The sequence below is a fragment of the Arthrobacter sp. yr096 genome (assembly GCF_900108925.1).
In the GTDB taxonomy this organism is placed as follows: domain Bacteria; phylum Actinomycetota; class Actinomycetes; order Actinomycetales; family Micrococcaceae; genus Arthrobacter.
In genome coordinates this window covers 53,630-78,422 of the sequence record NZ_FNYI01000004.1, presented here as the reverse complement: position 1 = coordinate 78,422, position 24,793 = coordinate 53,630, and the positions used below count along the sequence as shown (strand labels likewise).

Below are 24,793 nucleotides of genomic sequence, written 5' to 3'. Positions count from 1 at the left end.
CGACGTCGTGCTTTCTATTCGGTGGCCTCGTCCTCCACTACCGGATCCTTGAGGAGAAGTGCCGTGCCCTGGAAGGCAGGGAGTTCGAGGAAGAAGCTGTGGAGATCGTCCACCTGGCCAACGTTCTCGCGGCTGAAGAGGTCGTGCACGCTGGCTCCTGGCGGCAGGTGGGGAGACTGGATGCTGCCCGCGATGTCTTGGTCGGAGAAGTTCAGGACGGTGACCTGAAGTGCTCCGTCCGCGAGTTGGTTGACCAGGACCAGCAGGCCGCGGTTCGAGACGTCCGGCACATCCAGGAGGGTGCTGGTGGCGATCCCCGACTCTTCCCGCACTGTGAGGATCCGCTGGAGCCGGCGCGCGTAAGACTCTGGGTCCTTGAGCTGTTCGGGCAGGGGACCGTAGAGGCTGCGGGCCCTGGCCATGCCGGCCAGTGAGGTCTTCGCATCCGGGCTGGTGCCCATGAGGTCGTGCGCGCCACGGTTGATCCAGCGGGTGTCGCCCTGGGAGGTGAGCTCCTTGACGGTCTCGCGGTCCAGGGCAGTGATGCCGGTAAGATCCCAGCCGGAAAGCGCGAAGACTCCCGGCTGCAGGGCGTTGTACATGGAAAGAAGTACGTGGGCATCCAAAACCCGGGCCTCCTCTTCCTTGGTAATGGCATCCGGGTCCCTGATGCCCAGGGTCGCCATGATGAAGCTGACCGTGGTACAGGCGATGCCATTGGTGGTGAAGAGCGCGTTGTACGGTCCGTTTTCACCCGTCAGGCGTTCCCGCAAGGTGTCCTGGACCTTCTCGGCAACTTCGGCTCCGGTCAGTTCCTCCCCGCCAAGTTCGAAGATGTCGTCACGGTGGCCCGCGGCAAAGTGAAGCAACTCGTAAGTCAGTTCGTCGTGATTCTGGAGGGCGTGCACCAAGGATGCCTGATCCACGCCGATCTCCATGGAAAGCCGCAGGGTCAGGCGCAGGAACTCGGTGTCGCCAGTGACGAAGGCGTAGTGGTAGGCGGGGCGGGTGATGAAGTCGTAGGAGAGGTCAGGGCCGGATTCGGACTGCGCTTTGATGTCGTCGATGGTGAGGTTCAGTTCCTGGAAGGAGAACCCACCCACTTTGCGGATCATGGAGCCAATCAACTGGTTCGCTGCCTCGGACAACGGGTGGCCCTCGGACCAGCCCGGCTCCTCCTCCGCGCTCTTTTCGACGCCCAGGAACCCGTTGGCATCCAGCCGCAAGGCACCCGTGCCAAGGTCCAGCAGGGAATGCAGCGCGTCACCCACCACCAGCCGCATCCCGGCAAACGTTGGATCCAGCCAGTTGATGGATGGTTGGCCGGACTTGAAGTAGTGGAGGTAGACCCAGCGGCGAGTCTTGCCGGTGGTGTCGATGATCGGCTTGGTGGCGCTCCAGTTGGTCTCCTTGACCCCGGGCTCGTAGAAGATCACCCGCTGGAGCCGGCCGATGATGTAGCCGGCTTTTTGCAGGGCTTGTTCGGCGTCGGGGCTGATGTTCACGGAGTCTTCGCCCTCGGGAACGTCCGGCAGCAGGTGCCAGTCTTCCTCCGGGATGTCCACCATGTGATAAATGCCGGGGTAGTCCCGGAAGTTCATTTCGGCGAGGCGGAAGTCAGCGCCCTTGCCGGTGTGCCCGGGGACGATGTCGTCAATGACAGTGCCGCCGTGCTCGTTGGCCACCTCGCACATCTGGCGGAACTCTTCCTCGGTGCCGAACGCCGGATCGATCGCCATGCTGATGCGGTCAAAGTGACCGTCGACGCTGGGTGTCTGTGACCATCCGCGGATGCCGCCGGCCAGTTTGACCGGCCCGGTGTGCAGCCCCCGGATGCCAATCCTGCTGAACGCGTCCCAGAGTTCGGGATCACCCAGTGCGGACAGGAATGACTGGCCGTCCTTGGTAATGAAGGACAGGGGATAGGCGGTGAACCAGACGGGCGCTCTCTCCACTGCCGCCCTGGGGTTGGGCCTGGCATAGGAGTTCTGCCACATGCTCGCTTGGCCGGAAAGCTGCCGTGCCATGGTGTTGGCGTCGCCGAGCATGGATTGGTTCCGCAACCAGTCCACGTACGTTGAGTTCAGCCCATCGAATTCCAGGGAAGGGCGTGCGGCGAAGAACTGACGCCTCCGCGCAATGGGCCGCAGGGCCTTGGGGCGTGCCGGATAAAACTGCTCGTCAAACGTGATCTCCGCCGGTTCGCTTCCTGCGCCCTCCGTTGGAGACTCATCCGTCCCGGGCTCTTCGGTGTTCTGGTTGGCGTCGGACACGGTTTCGTTCACAATCGGCTCCCGCACAGGCTTCTCCTTTGGTGGCCGCCGCACTTGGCGCCGACCTTACGAGGTGGTGTTCAAGAGGTCACGTACCCCGGCTTCCCGGGACTATTCATGCTAGTCGGGGTACCCGAACGTTTGTCGACCCCAAGCCAATATCCGGAGATTGTGTACAGATGATGCGTCTTAAGACGAAGCTTAAGGTGCGTGACGTGCAAAACAGGGGGCTCGGATGTACAAAGCGTTGACTAGGGACGTGACAGATAGCCGGCTGGACCACGGATTCTTCATCCTTGGTGGGGCCGCTGCGGTGTGGCTGGCCTTCCTCCTGGTAGGGGAGAGCTTCCATTTGGGGTGGGGGCAAATCTGGTTCTCCGTGGTGTTCTGGGCGTTCCTTGCCTACTTGCTCCTCCCGCGGCTGCACCGGATACTGACCACCATCTACGTTCCCGGATACTTCATTGGCCGCGCGCGGACCAGCGATGGCCTCCTCGGGGATCCCGTGAACGTGGCGCTGCTGGGCGCCGAACCCCAGATCCACGCGATCATGCAGTCCGCTGGCTGGACCATGGCCGACGATGTTACGTTCGCCAGCAGCCGCCGAATCGTCAGCTCCACCATTTTCCGGAGGAGTTACTCTGAGGCGCCGGTCAGCCCTCTGTACCTCTTCGACCGGCAACAGGACTTCGCCTACCAACAGGAAGTGGATAACACGCCCGGCAAACGCCACCATGTGCGCTTCTGGCGTTGCCCGGAGGGGTGGCTCCTGCCGGGCGGCCACAAAGTGGATTGGCTGGCCGCCGGTACCTATGACCGCAGCGTTGGTTTCTCGCTCTTCACACTCCAGATCACGCACAAGATCGAGCAGAACACCGATGTGGAACGGGACCACATCGTTTCCACCGTTTCGGCCGCAGAGCCGGCCGTCTCCGTCCAGGTCATCGAGGACTTTTCCACCGGATATCACACACGTAACGGCGGCGGGGATTCGATTTCCACTGATGGCGACCTCCCAATCGTGGATGCGCGCAGTGTCCCGGTCCCTGCCACCCAACCGGCTCGGCGGACCGATAGCCGCGACAGGCGGCCCGCCCCCACCATGATGGGCGCTGCACTGGTAGTGGCCAGGGCAATCGCGGCGTTGGTCTTGGCGATCACGCTGATGACATCGGGCGGGGTCATTGACGGCGTCACTTTCGATGACGGTTCAGGAGACCCACAAACCACGACGGCGGCCATCGCCTTGGTGGCTGGCGTCGTCTTGGTCTTCGGGCTGGGTGAGGTCTTCCTCGCCTGGCGGATTTTCCTGGGCAGCAACGGTGCCCGGGTGATTGCGATGGCCCTGAGTTCCTTCTCCATCCTGGTGCAGGCCATTGACTACTCCACCGGAACTGCGAATCTCACCCTTGAGGCGGGTCTCTCCGGTCTCGCCTCGGACATCCTCGTGTTGTTGGCTCTTTCCAGCCAACGGGCCAGGGTTTACGCCAAACGGCAGCGCGTTCCTGCCGTCCCGCCGTCTGTTCTCAACAGGCGCGTTGCTTCCTGACCAGGCTTGGCGTAACCAGAGCGGGAGAAAGCCCACCTGCCGGATAGTCTGAAATCTGTTTCCAGAGAGCCTGTGTCCTCCGTGGGCATCCCGAAGAGCGGATTGAGGAAAACGGTTTGGACGGAGTCCTCAAGGGTTTCTTCGTTGTCAGCGTGGTGCTGCTCATCGGCTACATCCTCGGCAGAACCAAGGCATTGGGTCCAGAGGGCAGCAAAGTGCTCTCCACGTTGACCTTCATGGTGGGCTTGCCTTGCTTGATGTTCTCAGCCATTGCCTCCAGGCATATCAACGACGTCCTGAGTGCCACAGGCCTGATCTCCGTGGTGACCGCCGTGGCCGTCATGCTCGTGTTTACGGTGGCTGGCACGATTGCTCGCTGGGGTGTCCGGCGGACCACCATCGGCGCACTCTCCGTGGGAATCGTGAACTCCACCAACCTTGGTGTTCCGTTGTCTCTCTACATTCTTGGAAGTGCCACCTACGTCACGCCCATCATGCTGTTCCAGTTGGCCATCGTGACGCCCATTGCCCTGACCATCCTGGATCTCACCGACCCTGCAGGCAAACAAGTGTCGGTGTGGCGCACCCTGTCCATCCCGTTCCGTAATCCCGTCACTGTGGCGGCAATTCTCGGGGTGCTGGTCAGTGCCCTGGGAATCGAACTGCCCAGCCTGGTACTGGATCCGTTGGCGCTGGTTGCACAGTTGGCTGTTCCGCTGATGCTGATCATCTTCGGCATGTCATTGCATGGATTGTCGGTTCGCCCTGGCATTGATGACCGCGTTCCAACCACCATCGCGGTCATCCTTAAGTCGGCAGTCCAACCCGCGCTCGCGTGGGTTCTGGCCGCCTTCGTCTTCCACCTGGACCCCTTCAGCACCTTTGTGGTCACCGCATGCGCGATCCTCCCGACCGGTCAGAACGTGGTCCTCTACGCGGTCCGTTACGGGGTGGGCCAAGGAATCGCCCAGTCAACGGCGGTGTTCACCAGCATCTTGGCGGTGCCTCTGCTGCTGGGGGCGGCTTGGCTGTTCGGCTGACGCCATTTTGTGCGGGCCGATTCGGGCCACGAGATCTGGTCAATAGACTGGCGGGGCCCGACATGTGCAGAACGACGCCGTGCTCGGGATAGATCCGAAATCGAATTGGGGACCCACTTTTGACTATTGATAATCCGAAAATCACCGTTGTGGTGCCTACCTACAATGAACGGGAGAACTTGCCGGTTCTTGTTGCCCGGATCCACGCGCTGGGTATCCAGAATCTCAGTGTGCTCGTGGTGGATGACAATTCCCCCGATGGAACCGGGGCGGTAGCTGACCAGTTGGCAGCGGAATCCATGGGAGCGGTGTCTGTGCTGCACCGGAAAGAAAAAGATGGGCTGGGAAGGGCTTATGTGGCTGGAATGGCCAGGGCCCTGGCTGAGAACTCGGACATCGTCATCCAAATGGACGCAGATCTCTCCCATCCCGTGTCGGCCATCCCGACGATGCTTGACCTGATTCGCACCTCAGGCGCCGCGTTGGTCATCGGCTCACGATATGTCGCTGGCGGGTCTACGGCTTCGGATTGGCCGTGGCATCGCAAGGCACTCTCTGCCTGGGCCAACCTTTATGTGGGCGCAGTTCTCAATCTAAAGGTCAAGGACGCAACAGCGGGATTCAAAGCGTGGAGGGCTGATGCCCTGGTGCGGATTGATGTCGCAATCGTTCGCAGTGATGGCTACTCATTCCAGGTAGAGATGAATTACCGGGCAGCCCGGCAAGGACTGAAAATCGCCGAGGTGCCCATCCACTTCGAAGAAAGAGTGGAGGGCGCATCCAAGATGAATCTCCGCGAACAGCTGGAGTCTGCGCTTACTCCGTGGAAGCTCCGCTTCCAAAGGTAGGCGCGTGCCGCCACCACCCACTCTGAGCCCTGGAAGACGAGGCGCGCCGGCCTTCGCGGCGTGTTGGGGTGGTTGCAGCTTCAAAGTGGGTGGTGACGGTACGCGTCCCAGCCACCACTTAAGGCTCGACGACGGCACTCGCGTGAGTGCCGCCGTCGAGCCTTCAGACCAGAGGTGAGAGAGGGTTTCCCTGGAAACGGCGTTAGGTGAGAGAGGGTTCTCCGGAAAACGACGTTAGGTGAGAGAGGGTTACGCAGTAACGGCCAGGGCGTCGATCTCCACCAGCATGACCTCGTGCGGCAGGTCAACGAACACGGTGGTGCGGCTCGGGAGCAGACCGCTGGGGACGTTCTCGCGGATGAACTCACCGTAGACCTCGTTCATGGCGGCGAAATCGTCGCGGGTGGTGAGATAAACGCGGAACATGAGGACGTCCTCAACGGAGGATCCGCCGGCTTCCAGGATGGCCTTCACGTTCTCCAGCGTGCGGCGGGTCTGCACTTTGACGTCGCCCTCGCCGATGTACTGGTTGGTGGCGGGGTCCATGGGGCCCTGGCCCGAAACCTGGAACATGCCACCCTTCTTGATGCCCTGGGAGAATACGTGCGCCGGGGCGGGGGCGTTTTCGGTCAGTACTACGGTCTTTTCACTCATGCTGAGTTCCTTTCGTGGCTGATCCAGCCGAGGTCGTTGGAGATGGCCTCGGTGCTGGCTTTGAGGTCGGGCAGCAGCTCAAGCAAGCCTTCATAGCTGAGCATCACTACCGGTACCGAACAAGAGGCTGCGGCTACAACGGCGCCGCTGGCGTCGCGGATGGGGGCCGCGATGCAGTGCACAAACGCTTCGTGCTCGGCATTGTCGTGGGCCCAGCCCTGGATCCTGACCTGTTCCAGCTCGGCCAGGAGGGCCTCCGGTGAGGTCAGGGTGTTCTCGGTAACTTTGATGTAGTCCAGCCCCGCCGCAATCTTTTCCTGCCGGCTGCGCGGCATGTCGGCGAGGAGGACTTTGGACACGGCGGCCGAGTGCAGCGATGCAGTGAGGCCGATGCGCGAGTACATACGGACCGGGTGGTGGGACTCGAACTTGTCGATGTACACCACCTCGCTTCCTTCGAACGCGGCCAAGTGAACCGTATGCCCGGTGAGGCCGTTGAGCTCGGCAAGATGCGGGTGGGCCACCTTGCGGATGTCCCGCTGTTCCAGTGCCAGCGAGGACAGTTCGAAGAGTTTTGAGCCCAGCATGAACCGCTGGTCCTCGTCGCGCACCACAAAGCGCTTCTCCTCCATGGCGTGCAGGAGCCGCATCACGGTGGTCTTGTGCACCGCGGCCTTGGACGCGAGTTCGTCCAGGGTTGCGGGTTTGGCGGCAAGTTCGCCGAGTAGGTCGATGGCCCGCTTGAGGCTCTGGCTCACGGTGTCACGCTCCGGTTCTGGTGTTGAATTGTCCGTCTTCAACATGAATAGCAGCCCAGGCGTCATCCGAAGAATCGAGGATGGCTGCGAGCTCGGCGGCGTCGGGCAAGGGGCCGCGGTCACCGTGGACGGTGAGCGTGCACGCAGCAGCGACGTGGCCCCTGCGCAGGCTCTCCTTTTGGCCGAGCCCGAACAGCATGCCGCTGAGGTACCCGGCGGCGAACGAGTCGCCGGCGCCAACGGGCTCGACGACGGCAACGGACAGTGCGGATACCTCTTCCCGGGTGCCGCTTGAGTCAGCCGTGCCGCGCGTCAGCGCAATGGCGCTGATGGCCTCGTTCTTGATGACCAGCACCTCGGGGTCCGGCATCATCCGGCGGAGCTCTGCCTCGTCGGTGGTGCCGAACGCGTGCTCGGCTTCGTCCTTTCCTACAAGCACGACGTCGGCCAGGTTCGCCAGGCGCTGCAGGACGGAACGATCCTGCCCTGCCCAGAGGGCTTCGCGCCAGTTGACGTCAAAGCTGATGGTCCGGCCGTTTCTTGGCTCAGTCAGGATGGCTTCCAGCAATGACAGGCACTCGGGGGACAACGCTGCGGTGATCCCACTCAGGTGGATCAGGGCAGCGTTTTCCAGAAGAGAAGATACGGCCGGATTGGCGAGCGTGGCCCGTCCCATGGCGGAGGCCGCAGATCCTTGCCGGTAGTACAAAACCGAACTGCCGCCGTCGGGGCCTGAACCCTGGGCGGGAACCTTCACGTAGAGGCCTGTGGGCAGGGAATGGTCAACCTCGACGCCGGAAACCCCTACGCCGTGATCGCGAAGGTCAGAAAGGATCCGTGTGCCGAAGCCATCGTTGCCTACCCGGCTGACCCAGTGTGTGTCCAAACCCATGGCGGCCAGGCCCATGGCGACGTTCGACTCCGCGCCGCCGATCCCGAAGTGAAGCTCGGTGGCCAGGTGCAGCGGAACGGCGTGGACAGGGGTAAGCATGGCCATCGTTTCGCCCACGCATACAGCTGAAAGCATCGTTCTCCCACTAGTTCATGCGCTTCGCAGCGGCCTTGACTCTCAATCCGCCACCATGTTAGACATATCACCAGCAGGTTTGCAACCAGCGTTGCAAAATACGCAACGCAGCCAAAAGTCCCCATAAGCCCCCACAACGCAGCTTCAACAACGCAGCACCGCGAAGGGAACCAACGCGTGAATACTTCCGAAGCCATCTCGGCATCCGCCGTGGCGGACCTTGCCGATCGCCGGCTCGACTGGCGGCACAAGGCCGTGCCGGCCACCGGGAACGGGACCACCCACGCGGACTTCCTTGCCGCCAGGCACACGCTGGCCGACCTCCAGACCCCGCTGCTCACACTCGACGCCAACGCGCTCGCATCCAACGCCGATCGCTTGGCCGAGTGGTGCGCGGAACACGGTGTCCTGCTTGCCCCGCACGGCAAGACCACCATGGCCCCGCAGCTCTGGGCCGAGCAGCTCACCCGTGGCGCCTGGGGCATCACACTGGCCAACTTCGCGCAGCTGCGCGTGGCCCGCGAGTTCGGTGTACGGAACCTGCAGCTGGCCAACAGCCTCACGGACCCACACGCAATCCAGTGGGTGGCAGGCCAGCCCGCGGACACCACCACCCTGTCCTGGATCGACTCCCTGGGAACCGTGGATGTCATCAACCGGACACTTGACGGCAGCGACGCCGTACTGGATGTCCTGGTGGAACTCGGAGCCCATGGCGGACGGACCGGCGCCCGTGGCGTGGACGCTGCCATGGAGGTGGCACATGCCATTTCGGCCTCGCCGAACCTGCGGCTGGCAGGCGTCAGCGGCTATGAAGGCTCACTCGCACACACAGCGGACGACGCCGGACTGGCCGCCGTCCGTGGCTACCTCGCCCAGATGGGACTGCTGCATCAGAGGCTTCTCACCGAAGGCCTGTACGGCACGGATTCCGTGATCCTCACGGCCGGGGGAAGCGCCTACTTTGATGACGTCGTATCGGTTCTGTCGCCCTACATCAGCGCAGATTCGGAGGGTGGCCCCACCGTGGACCTCATGATCCGCAGCGGCGCCTACATCATCCACGACGACGGCTTCTACCGTGGAATCTCGCCGTTCTCCCGTGAAGGAGACCAGCCTTTCACGGCCGGAATGTATGGCTGGGCGCGAGTCGTTTCGCAGACCGAACCCGGCCTGGCCATCCTGGACGCCGGCAAGCGCGACCTCCCCTTCGACGAAGGGCTGCCCGAACCGCAGTTCATCGGCCCGGAGCTGGGCGGCGCCATGCAGCCTTTGGTTGGCGCTTGCATCACCTCGGTCAATGACCAGCACAGCTTCATGACCTTCGACGCCGACACCACTACGGTGAGCCCCGGCGATGTCGTGAGGCTGGGCTTGTCCCACCCGTGCACCGCGTTCGACAAATGGACCGTCATTCCGGTCCTCGCGGACACCAACGGCGACCAGACCGTCGTCGACCTTATCCATACTTTCTTCTAGGACCCCTGCCATGAAGATTCTCATCAGCAACGCCACCCTGGTGGATGGAACCGGAGCGGACCGCCGCAGCGCGGACGTCCTGCTGGACGGCCCGGTGATTGCCGCCGTCGTCGAGGCTGGTTCCCTCGCCGCTGGTTCCCTCACCGCAGCGGAGACCGGCGTTGACCGCGTCATCGACGCCACGGGACTCGTCCTGAGCCCAGGGTTTATCGACATGCACGCACACTCGGACCTGCAACTGCTGGTCAACAGGGAGCACTACGCCAAGCTCAGCCAGGGAGTCACCACGGAATTGCTGGGCCAGGACGGATTGTCCTACGCCCCGGTGGATGACGCCACGTTGGCCGGTGTCCGGGAGAAGATCGCCGGCTGGAACGACAATCCGGCCGATTTCGACTGGAACTGGCGGACGGTGGGGGAGTACCTCGACCGCCTGGACGCTGAGGAAGACGGCGGCCGCATCGCCACCAACGCCGCCTACCTCGTTCCCCAAGGAACCGTCCGGGCCATGGTGATGGGCTTCGCCGAAGGTGACCCCACGCCGGAGCAACAGCAGCAGATGCAGGACGTCATCCGCACGGCGATGGAGGAAGGTGCTGTGGGTATGTCCTCGGGCCTGACCTACACGCCGGGAATGTACGCGCAGACTGAGGAACTCGCCGGGCTCTGCAGCACCGTCGGGGAAATGGGCGGCTTTTATGCGCCGCACCACCGCTCCTACGGCAAAGGAGCGCTCGATGCTTACGCTGAGATGATCGGGCTGAGCCGCCAGACCGGCTGTGCCCTGCATCTCTCCCACGCCACCATGAACTTCGCGGAGAACAAGGGCCGCGCCGGTGAACTCCTGGACCTGATCGACCACGCCTTGGAGCAGGGCGTGGACATCACCCTGGACACGTACCCGTATCTCCCGGGGGCCACCACCCTCAGCGCCATTCTCCCGAGCTGGGCCTCCTCCGGCGGAACCGAGGCCACGTTGGCCCGGCTGGCAGACCCGGAAACCAGGGCACGCATCCGGGAAGCCGTGGAGATCTACGGCTCAGACGGCTGCCACGGCGTGGTTGCGGAGTGGGACACCCTGGAAATCAGCGGAGTGCAGAACCCTGCGCTCGCAGGCTACGTGGGCAAGACCATCAAGGACATCGCGGCCGAAACCACGCAGGATCCCTTCGATGTCTTCGCGCAGATCCTCACGGAGGACCGCCTTGGCACGGGAATACTGCAGCATGTTGGCCACGAGGAGAACGTGCAAGCCATCATGAAGCACCGTACCCACACCGGCGGCAGCGACGGACTCTTGGTTGGCGCCAAGCCGCACCCCCGTGCTTGGGGCACGTTCCCGCGCTACCTCGGCCACTACTCCCGCGACCTCGGGCTGCTCAGCCTTGAGGAAACGGTCCACCACCTCAGCGGCCGTCCCGCCGCGCGACTCAAGCTCCACAAGAGGGGGCTGGTCCGCGAAGGCTACGCGGCCGACGTCGTGCTCTTTGATCCCGAAACCATTCGCGACGAAGCCACTTTTGAGAATCCCCGCCAAGCCGCCAGCGGCATCCAGTACGTCTTCGTCAACGGCACAGCAGCGATCGACGGCGGCAACCCCACCGGGGCGCGCGCCGGCCGTGCCTTGCGCCGACACAGTGACGGCCTTACCCGAGAAGGACAACAATGACCCCTGAACAGTTCCTCCAGCAGCTCGAAGCCGACCGCACCCTGGCCGTGGTCCGCGCGCCGTCCATCACCGACGCCGCGGATCTTTGCCGGGCCTTGGCCGACGGCGGCATCCGCAGCGTCGAGCTCACCTTCACCACCCCGGATGTGCTCAAGCATGTACAGCGTGCGGCGGAGACGGCAGCGGACCACGGTGCCGCCGTCGGAATCGGCACAGTGATGACCGCCGACCAAGCCCGCGCAGCGATCGACGCCGGCGCCCAGTTCCTGGTGACGCCGGGCCTCCGTCCGGAAGTTGCCGCCGTGGCCGTGGCTGCGGGGATCCCGTTCAGCCTCGGAGCCATGACCCCCACCGAGGTGGCACAGGCCCTGGATTTGGGCTCGGCCGCCGTCAAGATTTTCCCCGCCCGGCAGCTCGGCCCGGCGTACCTGAAGGACTTGCAGGGCCCGTACCCGGGCATCCGCTTGCTGCCTTCGGGAGGCATCGACGCCTCCAACGCCAAGAGCTACCTCGACGCCGGTGCTGCCGCAGTCTGCTGCGGCACCAGCGTGGTCCCGCCCGCAGCAGTTGCTGCAGGCGACTGGGCAGACATCGCGGCACGTGCCGCCGCCTTCACCGGCACCCTCAAGTAGGACTCACCCAGAAAGAAACGCCCATGAATGAATTTCTCGAATGGCTGCGGCACGATACCGCCGGCCTGCTCCTCCTGGCAGGCGCAGGCATTGCCCTTCTGCTGTTCCTGATCATCAAGGTCAAGCTCGAACCGTTCATCGCCCTGGTGGGAACCGGTGTGATCGTGGCCCTGGTGGGTGGGATCTCCGTGGAGGCCTTGGTGGGCTCAGCCACCAAGAGCAGCGACGCCCTCATTGAGAAGGGTTTTGCCGGCATCCTCGGCCACATCACGGTGATCATCGGCCTCGGTACTGTCCTCGGCGCCATCCTTGAGCGATCCGGCGGCGCGGAAGTGCTGCTGGGAAGGCTTGTGAAGATCTTCGGGGAAAAGGGCACCCCCTTGGCCATGGGTATCACCGGCTTCGTGCTGGGTATCCCGGTGTTCTTCGACATCGGCATCTTCGTCCTGGCACCCTTGGTGTACGTTGCTGCGATCCGTGGCGGCAAGTCGTTGGCCCTGTACGCGCTGCCGCTGCTGGCTGGTCTCTCCGTGACGCACGCCTTCCTTCCGCCGCACCCCGGCCCCGTTGCTGCAGCCGGGCTGTTCCACGTGGACCTGGGCTGGATCATCCTCATGGGCCTCATCTGCGGTATCCCGGCCTGGTTCGCTTCCGGTATTTTGTGGGGCACCTGGATCGGCAAGCGCGTCATGGTCTCCGTGCCCGAGGACCGGATTGTTCCCGAAGCGGACACTGCCAAGGGCAATGAGCCTTCCATCGGACTGGTACTGCTGGCTATCGGCCTGCCCATGATCCTCATCCTGGGCGGTACCTTCGGCAACATCTTCGCACCGGCCGGCCCGTTCAGGGACGTGCTCCAGTTCTTCGGCAACCCGGCCATCGCATTGACCGTTGCTGTGCTCCTGGCCATGTGGTTGCTGGGCATCCGCCGCGGCATGACCTCCGCTGAGCTCAGCGAAATCACGGGCTCCTCGTTGCGTCCCGTAGGCATGATCCTGCTGGTTGTTGGTGCCGGTGCGTTCTTTGGCGCTGTCCTTTCCGCCACCGGTGTTGGCAAGGCTGTGGCGGACTCCCTGTCCCAAGCCGGCCTGCCGATCATCCTCTCGGCTTTCGTGATCAGTGCCGGCATGCGCATTGCGCAGGGCTCGGCCACCGTGGCAATCGTGACCACCGGCGGCATCCTGGCTCCCAGCCTGGCAACCGGCTACACCCAGCCGCAGCTCGCGTTGATCGTGGTGGCCATTTCCTCGGGCTCCATCATTGCCAGCCACGTGAACGATGGCGGATTCTGGATCATCTCCAAGTACTTCAACATGTCCGTCAAGGACACCCTGAAAACCTGGACCGTGCTGGAAACGGTGCTCTCCGTTGTGGGCTTCGGAATGGCGGCCCTGCTGTACACCTTCGTCAGGTGAGCCTGTGGCACCCAGGCCGGGTGCCGGCGTCGTGAGTTACCCGTGGTGACCCTGTACCGCCACCACCTACTATGAAATCGAAAACGGCCCCGACACGCCTTGCTCAAGGCGCGTCGGGGCCGTTTTCGCGCCAAAGAGGGTGGGGACGGTACACGCCTGAACGGCCGCTTAAAACAAAGAGCTCCGGAGTGCGTTATTGGGGGATACGCACTCCGGAGCGGCCTTTGAGCAGGGGCTTTCGCTGACCTGCAGTAATTACTCTACGTTGCCCCGGGGCCCATTGCCACCACCTCGAATAAGTACTTTCGCTTTAGTTTTTATGAGCAGTGCCAGGCTTCTTTTTCTGCGGCACAATCAACACCGGCCGGCGCTGGTGATGGCTGAGCCACGCTGCTACCGAACCGTTCAACGCCTCCGAAATCCGATGCCCCAAACCGGGCTCGGGCGTACCCACAATGATCATGGAAGCGTTGATGTCCGACGCCAAACGGCCCAAGGCCCGGGCGGGATCGCCGGCCAGGAGCCGCAACGTCCAATCGGCCGTGCCGCCATCCATTGCTTCGCCGATCACCTTGCCAAGATCGTCGCGGACGGCTGCGACCTCCTCGTCGTCCTTTTCCGGGTGCAGCGACATCCGGTGTGTCTCACGCGAGGGGTCCCACTCCACCAAATAGCTGGCCTCGTCCACGTAAGCACACACCAGCGGCACGCCCAGCTGCTCGGCCAAGGTCCGGGCGGTCTGAAGGACCTCCACATGCTGATCCGGCAGGACACCGACCACCATGGGGATCCTTCCGCTGAAACTCTCCGCAGCCATACCCTTATTGTTGCGCCGCGGAGTGCCATTGAACAGGCTGTTTGGGGGCCACCACGGGTTAGCTTTCAGAAGGCTTGTTCCAGGTGAGCCGCACCTTGAAATTTGACGCAGTGCTCGCTGATGCAATGAAGGCGCCCGCCTCCGCGTGCAGGTCAATGCCGAACTCCACGCTCACCTCATCGGGCCGGTTTTCCAAGCTCAACAGTTCATCGATCACTCCCTGAACAGCGGGACGGACATGCGCCAGCGCCCGCTCAAAGGTCTGTTGGGCCCTTGCGAACACGCCGGAATGATCGCCTGCGTGATCGCCACCCCTGGTCACCAGGCTCCCCGCCGCGCTGGCGACCTCCACAACCACTGTGCCGCCGTCGTCCGTGGTGAACTCAACCAGCCGGCTCATGTTCCTGTCCCTTCTCCGACGACGCACGCAGGCGGCGGCCCGCCACCAGGAAACCGACACCCGCTGCGCACACGATCACAAGTTGCACCAAGGCAAAGTAGGCGTGGGTCCGGTACCAGGATTCAAGGAACGTGCCCTTGTCCTGGATCCACACCAACGGCACAGTCACGGTAGGCCAGAGCAGCAGCCATCCGTCAGCCCTCACGGATTGCGCACGCAAAGCCAGGACCCCAGCCCATAAACCCAGCGCAGCGTGGACAAAACTGGCCACCACCGCGGTCAATTCCACGGTGTAATTCAGTCCGGAGAGCCCAAAAACGGCCCCGGACACCACCACTCCCGCCATCACCAACCGCCCCACGACGGTCCGGTCCGGAAGGCCGGCCACCGCCAGTAACAGATACCCGAGCGGCGCCACCAAGCCGTAGACCACTCGCAGGGAGCCATCGCCGCCGCTCTCATACCAGTAGTTCTCATCGAACCAGAGGAAGTAGATCGCGAAGCAGGCGCCTAGTCCGCCGGCCACGGCCAGCGCGGCACCGCCCCAGGCCAGCGGTGTCCAATTCAGGGGTTCCTGGCTGCGGCCTGTGCTCGGTACGGAAACATCAGGGCCCGACGCCGGAACCCGGGCAGGTGCCGGAGTTTGGGTTTTTGGCGTGGTGTCTTTCTGCGGCGGCCCCGCGCTCCCGGGCAACCTTTGGGGCTGTGCCGGTGTTGGGGCCGGTGCCGGGGACACAGACGTATAGAACCCCCTCGGTGCAGGCTCTGGTTCAGGTGCTTCTTCAGGCTTGGGCAATTCTTTAGGTGTGGCCCTCTCGATTTCCGCCAGCGCTGCGGTGGTGAGCCCGTCCGGGTCTGCTGCGTCCGGGTCCACTGATGCCAACTCCGCGGAGACGTCCAGCACTGCTTCCCAGGACCCCAGCGACGAGTGGTAGCGCAGTTCGCCCTGCAAATCGGAGACTCTTTGGCGGCGCTCGCAGTCCTGTTTTCGTGTGGCTGCCTCGGGGAATCCGGGATCGTCCTGAACTGCCGCGAACCCGTCGGCAGCGGCGAGCCAGTCACCGGCTTCTTCTGCTTCGAGTGCTTCGCGGTACGTCCGGGCCAGGTGCAGCCGGTTCCGGGCAGAGTCCCGCAACGCTGCCGCATCCCGGTATCCGGGCTCCAAGGTCAGAAGATCGTCCAGTAGCTCTGTGGCTTGCTCCAAGCGGTGGGCCCGCAGCTCCGCTGATGCCTGAACGTAGAGGGCACGCAGCTGGGCGCGTTTCATGGCTTGTTCGGCGCTGGCCCGGGTAGCACTGGTTAATTCGGCGCCGGCTTGGGCGGTGCCTGCCTGGGCGGCGCTTGCTGCACCCACCGGGGCTGCCGGTTGACCCGGCGTGGCTGGTACCGCCGCCTGCGCGCCCGAGGCTCCGGCCGGCGTCGCACCTTCACCGGCAGTTGAGGCCCGCGGCATGCCTTTCAGCGTGAACAGCTGGGTGGAACCGCTGCGGACGTACAAGGCGGGGGTCACCCACTCGAGTGTGCCGTCGGGGCTGGCCATCACGGAGATTCGGCCCACGCGGGCGGCCTCATCCACTGTGCGACCGTTGGCGATCGCGGCGTAGAAACCGTGAGCGAAAGCGATGGCAGCGTAGTCGCTGATGGCGAACTGCATCGCGGCCACAGCCCCGATTCCGCTCCGCACCAGAGCTGATGCGGTCCCGGAGAAAAGGTCCGACTGCCCCATTTCACCGGAGGAGCACGAGTTCAGCACCACCAACCGCGGGCGGGGCGCGGCGACGCTGAGGAGGGCCATCAGGCGCACAGCGCGGACCATGGCGGCCCGGCCATCCGGCCCCACCAGCGCGATTCTGCCTTCGTCGGTCCGCGAGTCGTAGTCGCCGTGACCCACAAAATGCACCACATGCCACGGACCGGCCAGCAGCATGGACTGCACATCGTCCCAGGTTCCACTCTTCGCCCAGACCAACTCCACCCGTCCTTCGGACACAGGACCGGCCAAAGCCCGGCTCAGGTGCTCTTTTTCCGCCTGAACGTCCAGGGCGGGGAGGTCGCGCGGCGAAGCGACGATGCCGAGGATGCGCAGCGGGGGAGCCACATCCAAAGGATTCTGGTTGTAATCCGGGGCCGGGACGTGCCTCAGCAAGGGTTCGGTTTGGCAGAGGTAGGTTTCTGTTTCGGGGTCGAACAGGGTTTCCCACGGCATGGTGGCCAACTCCGGGGCGGCCAACCTCAGGACCACCCTGAGTTGCTGGCCGGCATGTTGGGCGGCGCCCAGGCTGGCCCGGTACGTTCCGTAGACCTCACGGGTGAACAAAGCCTGGAACAATTCCTGCCCAACCTCACGGACAACCATTTCTGCCACAGGCATGGTCCGCCGGGCCGCGACGGCGGAAGCCAGTACGGTGGCTTCCAGCTGGGGGAGCCGGTCCAGGATGCCATCCACGTCCAAGGTGAACGTCCCCGAAGCGTGACCTCCCGCCGGTGCACGGACCACGTGCACCGTGTATTCACCGCGTGCAGAGCCGGTGTCGATTTCCAGCTCGATGTCACAGTCCATCGCGGATCCCTTGTGCTTAGGATCATTCCGGCCTGCGAACAGCACGCCTGAGTGCCCTTACGAATAGATTGGCCCTTCGTATCCCTGCTTACAAGGGTCTATGGATGCCGGCCCTTGTAGACGCCTCCGCCCCGGCCTACGGTTAATCCGAGGGAAGGCGGTCCGCGATGGAAATCTTCATGTGGTGGCTGGATCTGCACTTGGACAGCAAAGAGTGGTTGCGTGAAAACCTGCGCGCCGAGGAGCTTCCGTTGCAGGTGCTGCAGCATATTGCCGAGGCCGGTGGCCCGCATCCGGACAAGGTCAGTGGCGTGCTGACCATGGCCGATTGGGACTTCATCGAGACGCAGTCTGAGTTTGTGGACTGACGTCTGGTTTGTGGCTTCTCCGCGGCGGAGGCTCGTTTAGGCTTTGCTGGTGCCCACTTTTGACGAGCGCTTTGCCGGACCGGCCCTCAACCAGGATCTCTGGGTGGACCACTACCTGCCCCAGTGGACTGTGCCCGCCAGGTCTCAAGCCCGCTATGACTTTTCCAGTGCTGGATTGCGGTTGCGCATTGATGCGGACCAGCCTGCCTGGCGTGACGCCGACGGATCCTTTCGGGTCAGCAACCTGCAAACGGGGACCTTCTCCGGACCAGCAGGCTCCACGCGCGGAACGCACCGCCACCGTGTGGATGACCTGCTGGTGGTGACGCCCCAGCCAACCCGGCGGCTGTGGACACCGGTTGCCGGAGAGGTCCATGTCAACTCCAGTGCAACCGCGGATCCTAGCTGCATGCTGGCCATCTGGTTGGTGGGCTTTGAAGAGTCGGGCCCCGATGATTCCGGTGAACTCTGCGTGGCAGAGCTATTTGGGGACAAGATTGGTCCGGGCGGTTCCACAGTTCGCGTCGGCATCAAAGCACATCATGATCCACGGCTGACCACTGACGTCAGGGATATCCACATGCCCATGGACGCCACTGAACCACACAGCTACGGTGTCCGCTGGTCTGAAGCAGGTGTTGAGTTCATGGTGGACGGGCGTGTCATCATGGCCAGCCCACAGCGGCTCGTCTACGAACAACAGCTCATGATCGATCTCTTTGAGTTCCCCGCATCTGAAGACCGGGACCCTCAGCACTACCCGAAGACTTCCACGGTTCACTCTGTCAGGGGAACCAGCGCCGCCTAGCGTTCCAGCGGGCTAGGGGGTTATTTTGTCCACATCGGATTCCGCCTGCACAGGGTCAGCACCCACCACCCTGTTCCTGCCTTGGGCCTTGGCGCTGTACAGAGCAGCGTCCGCCACGTTGATCATGAAGGCCAGGTCCGGAGCTTCCACGCCGGTGGAGGTGACGCCATAGCTCACGGTCGGGAATGGTTGGCCATCCGGAGCCTCCATGGCAGAGAGACGGCTACTGATTTCAGAAGCGATGGCTTCTGCCCGTTGCTGGGTGGCTCCCGGCAGGAAGAGGATGAACTCTTCGCCGCCATACCTGCCCACAAGGTCCGTTGTCCGGACCGAAGAAGTGCAGGCAACTGCGAAAGCCCGGAGCGCGGCGTCACCGGCGGAATGCCCATGCTCGTCATTGACGGCCTTGAAATTGTCCAAATCGGCCAGGATCAGGGCCGCACCTCGATCCGATGCTGGCCGAACCAGGTGCCGTGCGGCAAGGTCCAGGAAAGCTCCCCTGTTCAGCAGCCCGGTCAGGTGGTCGCGCTCGGCACGCTCCTTGAGCCGCCTGATCAGCTGTTTGTTGCTGAGCGTGTTCATGGTGGAGGACACGGAAACCAGGAGCATCAAGTGCATCAGGGCTGCCGGTGCGTAACCAAAGAAGGTGCGGAAGACTTCTCCGTCCGGCCCCTCGATGGCGTAGGTAGCCGTCCGGAACAAGTAGTAGACCGCGGTGACTGCCGCGGTAACGGACAAGAACTTGGTGATCCTCGAGCGGGCGGGCCGGGCAAACCAGAGTTCTATTGCGGCCAGAGTGATGGCCAGTGTGGTGAGGGCCAGGTAAACCAATCCGCCTGACCATACATTCGAATCCGGCCCGTTCAGCACCGCGGCCAGGGCACTGAGCAACGATCCCGGCAGCAGCAGCCAGGGGCTGGCCCGCCGGTCCCGCAGTGTTCGTGCGCCTGCCCAGACACAGAAGGCGCCGGCCACAACCAGTGCTTTGCCGACGGGATTCGCCCAGATTTGGAGGCTGGTGCCGTTCAACAGAAAGGCGGCATTGCCCACGAAGAAGAGGCAAAGGGCTGCCCGCCACCAACCGGCGTAGGGCGAGCGTTTGCGTTGGGATGAGAGGTAGGAGATGACGATCAGGGTCAGGGTAACCAGCCCGAGGACCATCCTTACGGAAAATGGGTCCAGTACTATTGTTCCCTCTTGCAATGCGGCTGTAACCACGGCGCAGTCCCGCTACTGGCCGGAGTCCGCGGAACTTTCACTCACTGTTTTCAATGCCTGTCATCCCCGTAATTCATCTCATCCCCCGGATCTGTTGTCGCGAACCGTATTCGGCCGCAAAGCCAACAGTCAAGCATGTTTTGTGACTTTAGTGAATAGGTAGGAGTCTCTCAATTTCCAATTTCGTTGGAACCACGCATCGACGTGAGCTTTATGCGGACCACGGCCAGCGCGGCGACGCTGGACGCCACTGCCAAGAAGAATATGAGGACCAGGATGGGGCCAAGGAACGGCCCCGGATAGCTCCACACAAGGAGCAGAGAGATTGCTAAACCGGCAACAGATATGGGGAATACCCAATTCAGTCGCCACGTGAGAGCCAATGCCTGATTTTCGGTGAGCTTGTTTGAACGGGGCATCAAGTCACCCTACTCGGGAATTCGCAGGCAGTTCACTCATGAATTCCAGGATCCGGCATTTTCGGTTTGAGGCGTGTTGGCGGTGCAAAATGGGCCTTGCCACCCATCCACCCCGGTGGTTGCATGGACAGCATGGCTACCGCAGAGAGTTATGTCTTAGCGATCGGGACCAAGAAAGGCCTGTGGCTGGCAACCAGCACAGACCGAAAAGAATGGTCCCTCTCCGGCCCGCACTTCCTGATGAGCGAGATTCCAAGCATCGGGATAGACACGCGGGACGGCAAAACCCGGATCATGGTGGGCGTACGGTCCGAGCACTGGGGCCCCACCGTGGCCCATTCAGATGACCTTGGCGCCTCGTGGACAGAACCCGAGCAGGGCGCCATCAAATTCCCGGACGGCACCGACGCCGCCCTGGAACGTATCTGGCAGATCTACCCCGACGCCGATTCCCGCCCTGGCGTCGTCTGGGCAGGTTGTGAACCGATCTCTGTGTGGAAATCGACCGACGGCGGCGAGCACTTCGAGCTGAACCGCGGGCTCTGGGACCACCCGCACCGCAGCGAGTGGGGTGCTGGCTACGGCGGCGCGGCGGCACACTCGATTGTGGTGGACCCGTCCGGTGAGAAGGTCCACGTCGCCATGAGTACGGGCGGCGTTTACAGATCGCTCGACGGCGGCACCTCCTGGGAGCCCCGCAACAAAGGGATCTCTGCCTACTTCATGCCCGACCCCAACCCCGAGTTCGGCCAGTGCGTCCACAAGATCGCAGCGGATGCCGCCGTCGGGGGCCGTTTGTACGCGCAGAACCACCACGGCGTGTACCGCACGGACGATGACGGCGAGAACTGGGGCTCCATCGCGGAGGGGCTGCCCGCCGACTTCGGCTTCGTGATGCTCACGCACCCCCGGCGCGAGGGAACGGCCTGGGTGATTCCGTTGAAGGCGGACGGTGAACGCATCCCGCCGGACAGCAAGCTCAGTGTGCACCGCACCGGCGATGCCGGCAATTCATGGAAGGAACTCCACACGGGCCTCCCGGACCACGAATACAACGCGGTGCTCCGTGATGCTGCCTCGGTGGATTCGGCAGAGCCCGTGGGCGTGTACTTCGGAACCCGCGGGGGTGCGGTGTACGCCAGCGCCGACGAGGGCGAGACCTTTACTGAAGTGGCCTCGCACTTGCCGGACGTGCTGTGCGTGCGTGCCGCCGTCGTGGTTGGCAACAACACCGCCGTCGAGCTGGAACAAAAGTCCAGCGCCCCGGTACCTGGTTAGGTCCGTTGTGGCTGACTTTACGGTCTTGTTGCCTGGTGTCCTGCAGCCACTCGTCGGCGGACAGTCCTATCTGACTGCGTCCGCCGACGGGGCTGTGACCGTTGGACAGTTGCTGGATTCGGTGACCGGAGATTATCCGGTGCTGGCCAGGCGATTGCGTGATGAAACCGGGGCACTCCGCCGTTTCGTGAATATTTACGTGAACGGTGATGAGGTCCGGCGTCTGAAGGGTCTTGAGACGGAGGTTACCGCTGGCCAGGAGGTCCTGATTGTCCAGTCCGTGGCCGGTGGCTGAGGGGGTTTGGGGTCAAGCCGGTTCAGGCGACGCGCCAAACACTGCATTCGTCGGTATTGATGGCTTTCCTCATGCCGGAGACGTGATCCATGATCCATACGACGCCGATTCCCGGTGCCGTTTCCTGAACCCGTCCGCGCCGAATGACCACGTCATCGTAGGCGGGACCCACGGACAGGCGGGCTTCGATCTCGTCTCCGCGGTGGAGCTGGCTGATCGCGCGTATACGTGTTGTGTGTGTTGTGACTTCCTTCAACATGGTGGCCTCCTGGGCTGGAGCTTGTGCCTGCACTTGCCGGCTATTCCAGTCTGGCGCGGCAATGTTGCCACGGTATTTCGGGGCGGTTAGGGTCCGGTTAGCATTCCGGGATGGTTGCGTTTCCTGTGACCCCGCCCTGCCTTCCGGGCACAGTGCGGCCCCGGCTGTACCCTGACCTTGGTTCCTGAGACTCACAGGCACCGCAGGCTCCATCCCCGGGAGATTCAATGGGTGTTTTGCGGCGATCAATCGCGCTGTCCACAGGCTTGGTGGTGTTTGCCACCGGCCTGTTTTTCGTACAGGCCCCGGCAACGGCCGTTCCCCTGCCCGGTCCTGATAATCCGAACGTCCAGTTCGTGGAGGGCACGCCGCACTCGGAGCACATGTTCGACACGCCGCCCGCCGGCAACGCGCCAAAGGGACAGGCCGACGTCGATTCCCTCCTTCGTGACGGCGCAGCGGCAGCAGGGCCCGGCGGGGACATCCGCGTCCGGCTGGTGACCGCCACGCTGGCGGACAACACCAACCCGGTCTCCATGGCCGAGGCCGAGAAGGCTGTGGCGGCAACCAGTAAATATTGGCAGGCGATGACGGCCAACAAGCTGTCCATGTCCGTTGCCAGCAAGGTTGCCGGGCACCCGTCCAAGGCGAAGTCCACTGACAGTTACAGCACCATCATTTCCACGATCACCAGCGAGCTGAAATGGTCTGCGAGCCCTTACACGGCGTTGGTCATTTTCATCCCGACTGCCACGTTGTCCGGAAACGCGCTGGGCGCCGGATACAGCAGTGGCAGTTACAGCGGCAGGGTCCTTCTGCCGCAGATCAGCAACTTCTCCAACAATGTGATGAGCCACGAGTTCGGGCACGTGATTGGCATGATGCATGCCGACGCGTTGCAGTGCGGCAGCGGCGCGTCCGACGTCGGGGTCAACAGCAACGGCCAGTTCACGGATTCGTCCTGCTATATCCGCGAATACGGCGACACCACGGACATCATGGGTGCAGCCCAATGGAACTCGCCCGTGATCAGCTCCACCTTCTGGGACTACGGTGGGCTGGGCCGCGGCGACGAAATCCGCGACATTGGTGTGGCCGCCGGCGTCAAGAGTTACACGCTCAAGCCGTGGGGTGGCACCGAGGCCCAGAGGGCCATCAAGTTCACTGATCCCGTCAGCCGGGAAGTCTACTATCTGGAACTTCGGCAGCCTGTTGGGTACGACAGCTACCTTTCGGGGGGCAACAAGGGCGTCAAGATCGTCCAGCGCGGTGGCGCCACGATTGCCTCGTCGCTCATCCTCATGCCGGATACCAGGCCATTCAGCGGTTGGTACAGCCCCAACCATGCATGGCAGGCCGGCAGCACCTTCACCACGTACACGGGCACCATGGTGACCATCAATTCTGTCAGTGCCACGTCGGCCACTGTGACCATCAATGCCGATCCCAAGCTCAAGGCGCGAATGAGCTTCTCCGCTGGAGATTTTGACGGCGACAAGCTGCCCGACGTCATTTCCCGGGAAACGGACGGATCGCTGCTGCTGTTCGCAGGTCTACCCGGCAACCGCCTGGAGGATCCGGTGCGCATCGGCTCAGGCTGGGACATTTTCAACGCGGTGTTGGGGACTTCCGATGTCAACGGCGACGGCTTTGCGGACATCCTGGCGCGCAGCAGCGATGGCGCCCTGTGGCTCTACCCGGGTAACGGCAAGGGTGGTTTCCTCTCCAGGACCCAGGTTGGCGTTGGCTGGCAGGGCTTCACCCAGTTGGTGACGCCCGGCGACTTCAACGGTGACGGCCGCAACGACGTGATCGCGGCCGACCCCGACGGCGTCCTGTGGCTCTACCCCGGCAACGGTTCGGGCGGTTTCCTTGCCCGCACGCAGCTGGGCCAGGGCTGGGACGTGTTCACAAGCCTCGCCCCGGCCGGCTCCTTTGGTGGCGGTTCGGCAGGGCTCCTGGCCCGCTCCGCCGACGGAACGCTTTTTGCCTACCCAGGAGATGGCAAGGGCGGCTTCCTGCCGCGTGCCGCCGTCGGAAGCGGTTGGAACCTGGCGGGCAGCATCATTGGCGGGCAGGACTTTACCGGCGACAGAAACGCAGATGTCCTGACTGTCAACGGTTCCGGCATGAGCCTGTACCCGGGTGACGGTTCCGGCTTCGCGGACCGCCTGGCGATCGGAACCGGGTGGAACCAGTTCAGCCAGGTGTGGGAAGCAGGAGATTTCGACGGCGATGCCGTGGCTGACATCCTGGCGCGCGGCACCAATGGTGTGCTGTGGCTCTACCCCGGCAACGGTTCGGGCGGCTTCCTGCCCCGGGTCCAGGTGGGAACGGGCTGGAACGTCTTTACTGCCGTGGTCAGTGCCGGCGATTTCGACGGCGATGGTCACCCCGATCTTGTTGCCCGGGCTTCGGACGGTTCACTGTGGCTGTATCCGAGCGACGGCAAGGCCCAATTCCTGGCCCGCAAGCAGATTGGCACGGGTTGGCAGGGCTTCACCCAACTGCTTGCTCCGGGTGATTTCAACGGCGACGGCAAGGCTGACATCGTGGCCCAGTCTGCCGATGGCGTGTTGTGGCTGTATCCCGGAAACGGGGCCGGCGGTTTCCTGGCACGCAAGCAGATCGGCACAGGGTGGGACATGTTCAACCTGGTCCTGCAGGCCGGCGATTTCACTGGCGACGGCAAGGAAGACCTCCTGGGCCGAGGCTCCGACGGTGGGCTGTGGCTCTACCCGGGCAACGGCAACGGCGGGTTCCTGGCCCGTTCCTACCTGGGTTCCGGGTGGAACATGTTCTCCAGCGTTGCAGCCTTGGGGGACGGCTTCACGGGCACTGGCGACCCGTCCGTCGTCGGGGTGGCCGGTGATGGGACCCTGCTCATGTACTCCGGAACGGGTGCCGGCAAGTTCAAGCCGGTGATGCTGAACCCGCGGTAGCTCCATGGGGTAGCGAGCTACGCGTTCCCTCCCGGTTGCCTCGGCCCGGGGTGTGTCCGGCACAGCGAAAAGCCCGGAATGTCAG

At 63.3% G+C, this 24,793-nt stretch carries 22 protein-coding genes; 12 read left to right on the top strand and 10 right to left on the bottom strand.

The window, feature by feature from the left end; translation table 11 throughout:
* Window positions 1-14 precede the first annotated feature (14 nt).
* A complete protein-coding gene (gene treS / locus BMY91_RS11275; RefSeq protein ID WP_090821924.1) occupies window positions 15-2,300 on the bottom strand; it encodes a maltose alpha-D-glucosyltransferase in 2,286 nt (761 codons plus the stop codon).
* 208 nt (window positions 2,301-2,508) lie between these two features.
* Between treS and BMY91_RS11270 the strand changes: the two genes are divergently transcribed.
* From BMY91_RS11270 to BMY91_RS11260, 3 genes are all read left to right on the top strand, one after another.
* A complete protein-coding gene (locus tag BMY91_RS11270) occupies window positions 2,509-3,822 on the top strand; it encodes an LssY C-terminal domain-containing protein (RefSeq protein WP_090821922.1) in 1,314 nt (437 codons plus the stop codon).
* 116 nt (window positions 3,823-3,938) lie between these two features.
* The gene (locus BMY91_RS11265) at window positions 3,939-4,862 is read left to right on the top strand and encodes an AEC family transporter (protein ID WP_090821920.1); all 924 of its coding nucleotides are present in this window, start codon (window positions 3,939-3,941) and stop codon (window positions 4,860-4,862) included.
* Window positions 4,863-4,981: 119 nt separating this feature from the next.
* Window positions 4,982-5,710, top strand: a complete 729-nt coding sequence (locus BMY91_RS11260; protein ID WP_090821918.1) for a polyprenol monophosphomannose synthase — start codon at window positions 4,982-4,984, stop codon at window positions 5,708-5,710.
* Between the two features lie 249 nt (window positions 5,711-5,959).
* Here the strand turns inward: BMY91_RS11260 and BMY91_RS11255 are convergent, their stop codons facing one another.
* From BMY91_RS11255 to BMY91_RS11245, 3 genes are read right to left on the bottom strand one after another with little or no spacing between them, the layout of a single operon-like run.
* Entirely contained in the window at window positions 5,960-6,364 is a 405-nt protein-coding gene (locus BMY91_RS11255; RefSeq protein ID WP_090821916.1) for a RidA family protein, read from the bottom strand.
* Window positions 6,361-7,167: an IclR family transcriptional regulator gene (locus tag BMY91_RS11250; RefSeq protein WP_090821914.1), complete on the bottom strand. Its 807-nt coding sequence runs from the start codon at window positions 7,165-7,167 to the stop codon at window positions 6,361-6,363. The genes BMY91_RS11255 and BMY91_RS11250 overlap by 4 nt, the downstream gene beginning before the upstream one ends.
* Entirely contained in the window at window positions 7,127-8,149 is a 1,023-nt protein-coding gene (locus tag BMY91_RS11245) for a sugar kinase (RefSeq protein WP_090821912.1), read from the bottom strand. Before BMY91_RS11245 ends, BMY91_RS11250 begins: the two co-directional genes overlap by 41 nt.
* A 177-nt stretch (window positions 8,150-8,326) precedes the next feature.
* On the opposite strand from BMY91_RS11245, the gene BMY91_RS11240 reads away from it, so the two are divergent.
* Genes BMY91_RS11240 through BMY91_RS11225 form a run of 4 tightly spaced genes read left to right on the top strand, consistent with a single transcriptional unit; the run spans window position 8,327 to window position 13,344 of the window.
* Window positions 8,327-9,628, top strand: a complete 1,302-nt coding sequence (locus tag BMY91_RS11240) for a type III PLP-dependent enzyme domain-containing protein (protein ID WP_090821910.1) — start codon at window positions 8,327-8,329, stop codon at window positions 9,626-9,628.
* A gap of 10 nt (window positions 9,629-9,638) precedes the next feature.
* A complete protein-coding gene (locus BMY91_RS11235; protein ID WP_090821908.1) occupies window positions 9,639-11,297 on the top strand; it encodes an N-acyl-D-amino-acid deacylase family protein in 1,659 nt (552 codons plus the stop codon).
* Window positions 11,294-11,929, top strand: coding sequence for a bifunctional 4-hydroxy-2-oxoglutarate aldolase/2-dehydro-3-deoxy-phosphogluconate aldolase (locus BMY91_RS11230; protein ID WP_090821906.1), 636 nt, complete (start codon window positions 11,294-11,296; stop codon window positions 11,927-11,929). Before BMY91_RS11235 ends, BMY91_RS11230 begins: the two co-directional genes overlap by 4 nt.
* Before the next feature lie 23 nt (window positions 11,930-11,952).
* On the top strand, window positions 11,953-13,344 hold the full coding sequence (locus tag BMY91_RS11225; RefSeq protein ID WP_090821904.1) for a GntP family permease: 1,392 nt from the start codon (window positions 11,953-11,955) through the stop codon (window positions 13,342-13,344).
* 310 nt (window positions 13,345-13,654) lie between these two features.
* On the opposite strand, the gene BMY91_RS11220 is transcribed toward BMY91_RS11225, so the two are convergent.
* Genes BMY91_RS11220 through BMY91_RS11210 form a run of 3 tightly spaced genes read right to left on the bottom strand, consistent with a single transcriptional unit; the run spans window position 13,655 to window position 17,121 of the window.
* On the bottom strand, window positions 13,655-14,161 hold the full coding sequence (locus BMY91_RS11220) for a universal stress protein (protein WP_090821902.1): 507 nt from the start codon (window positions 14,159-14,161) through the stop codon (window positions 13,655-13,657).
* Window positions 14,162-14,219: 58 nt separating this feature from the next.
* Entirely contained in the window at window positions 14,220-14,561 is a 342-nt protein-coding gene (locus BMY91_RS11215; protein ID WP_090821900.1) for a CU044_2847 family protein, read from the bottom strand.
* Window positions 14,545-17,121: a CHAT domain-containing protein gene (locus BMY91_RS11210; RefSeq protein WP_090821898.1), complete on the bottom strand. Its 2,577-nt coding sequence runs from the start codon at window positions 17,119-17,121 to the stop codon at window positions 14,545-14,547. The genes BMY91_RS11215 and BMY91_RS11210 overlap by 17 nt, the downstream gene beginning before the upstream one ends.
* Before the next feature lie 167 nt (window positions 17,122-17,288).
* On the opposite strand from BMY91_RS11210, the gene BMY91_RS11205 reads away from it, so the two are divergent.
* Window positions 17,289-17,489 (top strand): hypothetical protein, encoded by a 201-nt coding sequence (locus BMY91_RS11205; protein ID WP_090821897.1) that lies wholly within the window; start codon window positions 17,289-17,291, stop codon window positions 17,487-17,489.
* A gap of 49 nt (window positions 17,490-17,538) precedes the next feature.
* Complete coding sequence (locus BMY91_RS11200; RefSeq protein ID WP_218143841.1) at window positions 17,539-18,297, top strand: LamG domain-containing protein; 759 nt, start codon at window positions 17,539-17,541, stop codon at window positions 18,295-18,297.
* 12 nt (window positions 18,298-18,309) lie between these two features.
* Here BMY91_RS11200 and BMY91_RS11195 read toward each other — a convergent pair whose 3' ends face one another.
* Together BMY91_RS11195 and BMY91_RS11190 are read right to left on the bottom strand one after the other, a co-directional pair.
* Window positions 18,310-19,458 carry a GGDEF domain-containing protein gene (locus tag BMY91_RS11195; protein WP_177179900.1) on the bottom strand — a complete coding sequence of 383 codons (1,149 nt, stop codon included), beginning with the start codon at window positions 19,456-19,458 and terminating at the stop codon, window positions 18,310-18,312.
* Window positions 19,459-19,685: 227 nt separating this feature from the next.
* Complete coding sequence (locus BMY91_RS11190) at window positions 19,686-19,934, bottom strand: hypothetical protein (protein WP_090821891.1); 249 nt, start codon at window positions 19,932-19,934, stop codon at window positions 19,686-19,688.
* Window positions 19,935-20,057: 123 nt separating this feature from the next.
* Here BMY91_RS11190 and BMY91_RS11185 point away from each other — a divergent pair, with 123 nt between their 5' ends.
* Both BMY91_RS11185 and BMY91_RS11180 read left to right on the top strand, forming a co-directional pair.
* Window positions 20,058-21,212 carry a WD40/YVTN/BNR-like repeat-containing protein gene (locus BMY91_RS11185; RefSeq protein ID WP_090821889.1) on the top strand — a complete coding sequence of 385 codons (1,155 nt, stop codon included), beginning with the start codon at window positions 20,058-20,060 and terminating at the stop codon, window positions 21,210-21,212.
* A gap of 7 nt (window positions 21,213-21,219) precedes the next feature.
* Window positions 21,220-21,507: a MoaD/ThiS family protein gene (locus BMY91_RS11180; protein WP_090821887.1), complete on the top strand. Its 288-nt coding sequence runs from the start codon at window positions 21,220-21,222 to the stop codon at window positions 21,505-21,507.
* A gap of 22 nt (window positions 21,508-21,529) precedes the next feature.
* Here BMY91_RS11180 and BMY91_RS11175 read toward each other — a convergent pair whose 3' ends face one another.
* Window positions 21,530-21,766 (bottom strand): hypothetical protein, encoded by a 237-nt coding sequence (locus tag BMY91_RS11175; RefSeq protein WP_090822585.1) that lies wholly within the window; start codon window positions 21,764-21,766, stop codon window positions 21,530-21,532.
* Between the two features lie 227 nt (window positions 21,767-21,993).
* Between BMY91_RS11175 and BMY91_RS11170 the strand changes: the two genes are divergently transcribed.
* Window positions 21,994-24,708, top strand: a complete 2,715-nt coding sequence (locus tag BMY91_RS11170) for an FG-GAP repeat domain-containing protein (protein ID WP_090821885.1) — start codon at window positions 21,994-21,996, stop codon at window positions 24,706-24,708.
* The last annotated feature ends 85 nt before the right edge of the window (window positions 24,709-24,793 follow it).

What these genes read in the sequence shown, in the direction of transcription:
- BMY91_RS11255 (WP_090821916.1), bottom strand. Translation starts at nt 6,364, where the DNA reads ATGAGTGAAAAGACCGTAGTACTGACCGAAAACGCCCCCGCCCCGGCG.
- BMY91_RS11210 (WP_090821898.1), bottom strand. Translation starts at nt 17,121, where the DNA reads ATGGACTGTGACATCGAGCTGGAAATCGACACCGGCTCTGCACGCGGT.
- BMY91_RS11190 (WP_090821891.1), bottom strand. Translation starts at nt 19,934, where the DNA reads ATGCCCCGTTCAAACAAGCTCACCGAAAATCAGGCATTGGCTCTCACG.
- BMY91_RS11250 (WP_090821914.1), bottom strand. Translation starts at nt 7,167, where the DNA reads ATGTTGAAGACGGACAATTCAACACCAGAACCGGAGCGTGACACCGTG.
- BMY91_RS11205 (WP_090821897.1), top strand. Translation starts at nt 17,289, where the DNA reads ATGGAAATCTTCATGTGGTGGCTGGATCTGCACTTGGACAGCAAAGAG.
- BMY91_RS11245 (WP_090821912.1), bottom strand. Translation starts at nt 8,149, where the DNA reads ATGCTTTCAGCTGTATGCGTGGGCGAAACGATGGCCATGCTTACCCCT.
- BMY91_RS11220 (WP_090821902.1), bottom strand. Translation starts at nt 14,161, where the DNA reads ATGGCTGCGGAGAGTTTCAGCGGAAGGATCCCCATGGTGGTCGGTGTC.
- BMY91_RS11230 (WP_090821906.1), top strand. Translation starts at nt 11,294, where the DNA reads ATGACCCCTGAACAGTTCCTCCAGCAGCTCGAAGCCGACCGCACCCTG.
- BMY91_RS11170 (WP_090821885.1), top strand. Translation starts at nt 21,994, where the DNA reads ATGGGTGTTTTGCGGCGATCAATCGCGCTGTCCACAGGCTTGGTGGTG.
- BMY91_RS11225 (WP_090821904.1), top strand. Translation starts at nt 11,953, where the DNA reads ATGAATGAATTTCTCGAATGGCTGCGGCACGATACCGCCGGCCTGCTC.
- BMY91_RS11270 (WP_090821922.1), top strand. Translation starts at nt 2,509, where the DNA reads ATGTACAAAGCGTTGACTAGGGACGTGACAGATAGCCGGCTGGACCAC.
- BMY91_RS11195 (WP_177179900.1), bottom strand. Translation starts at nt 19,458, where the DNA reads ATGGTCCTCGGGCTGGTTACCCTGACCCTGATCGTCATCTCCTACCTC.
- BMY91_RS11215 (WP_090821900.1), bottom strand. Translation starts at nt 14,561, where the DNA reads ATGAGCCGGCTGGTTGAGTTCACCACGGACGACGGCGGCACAGTGGTT.
- BMY91_RS11235 (WP_090821908.1), top strand. Translation starts at nt 9,639, where the DNA reads ATGAAGATTCTCATCAGCAACGCCACCCTGGTGGATGGAACCGGAGCG.
- BMY91_RS11175 (WP_090822585.1), bottom strand. Translation starts at nt 21,766, where the DNA reads ATGTTGAAGGAAGTCACAACACACACAACACGTATACGCGCGATCAGC.
- BMY91_RS11185 (WP_090821889.1), top strand. Translation starts at nt 20,058, where the DNA reads ATGGACAGCATGGCTACCGCAGAGAGTTATGTCTTAGCGATCGGGACC.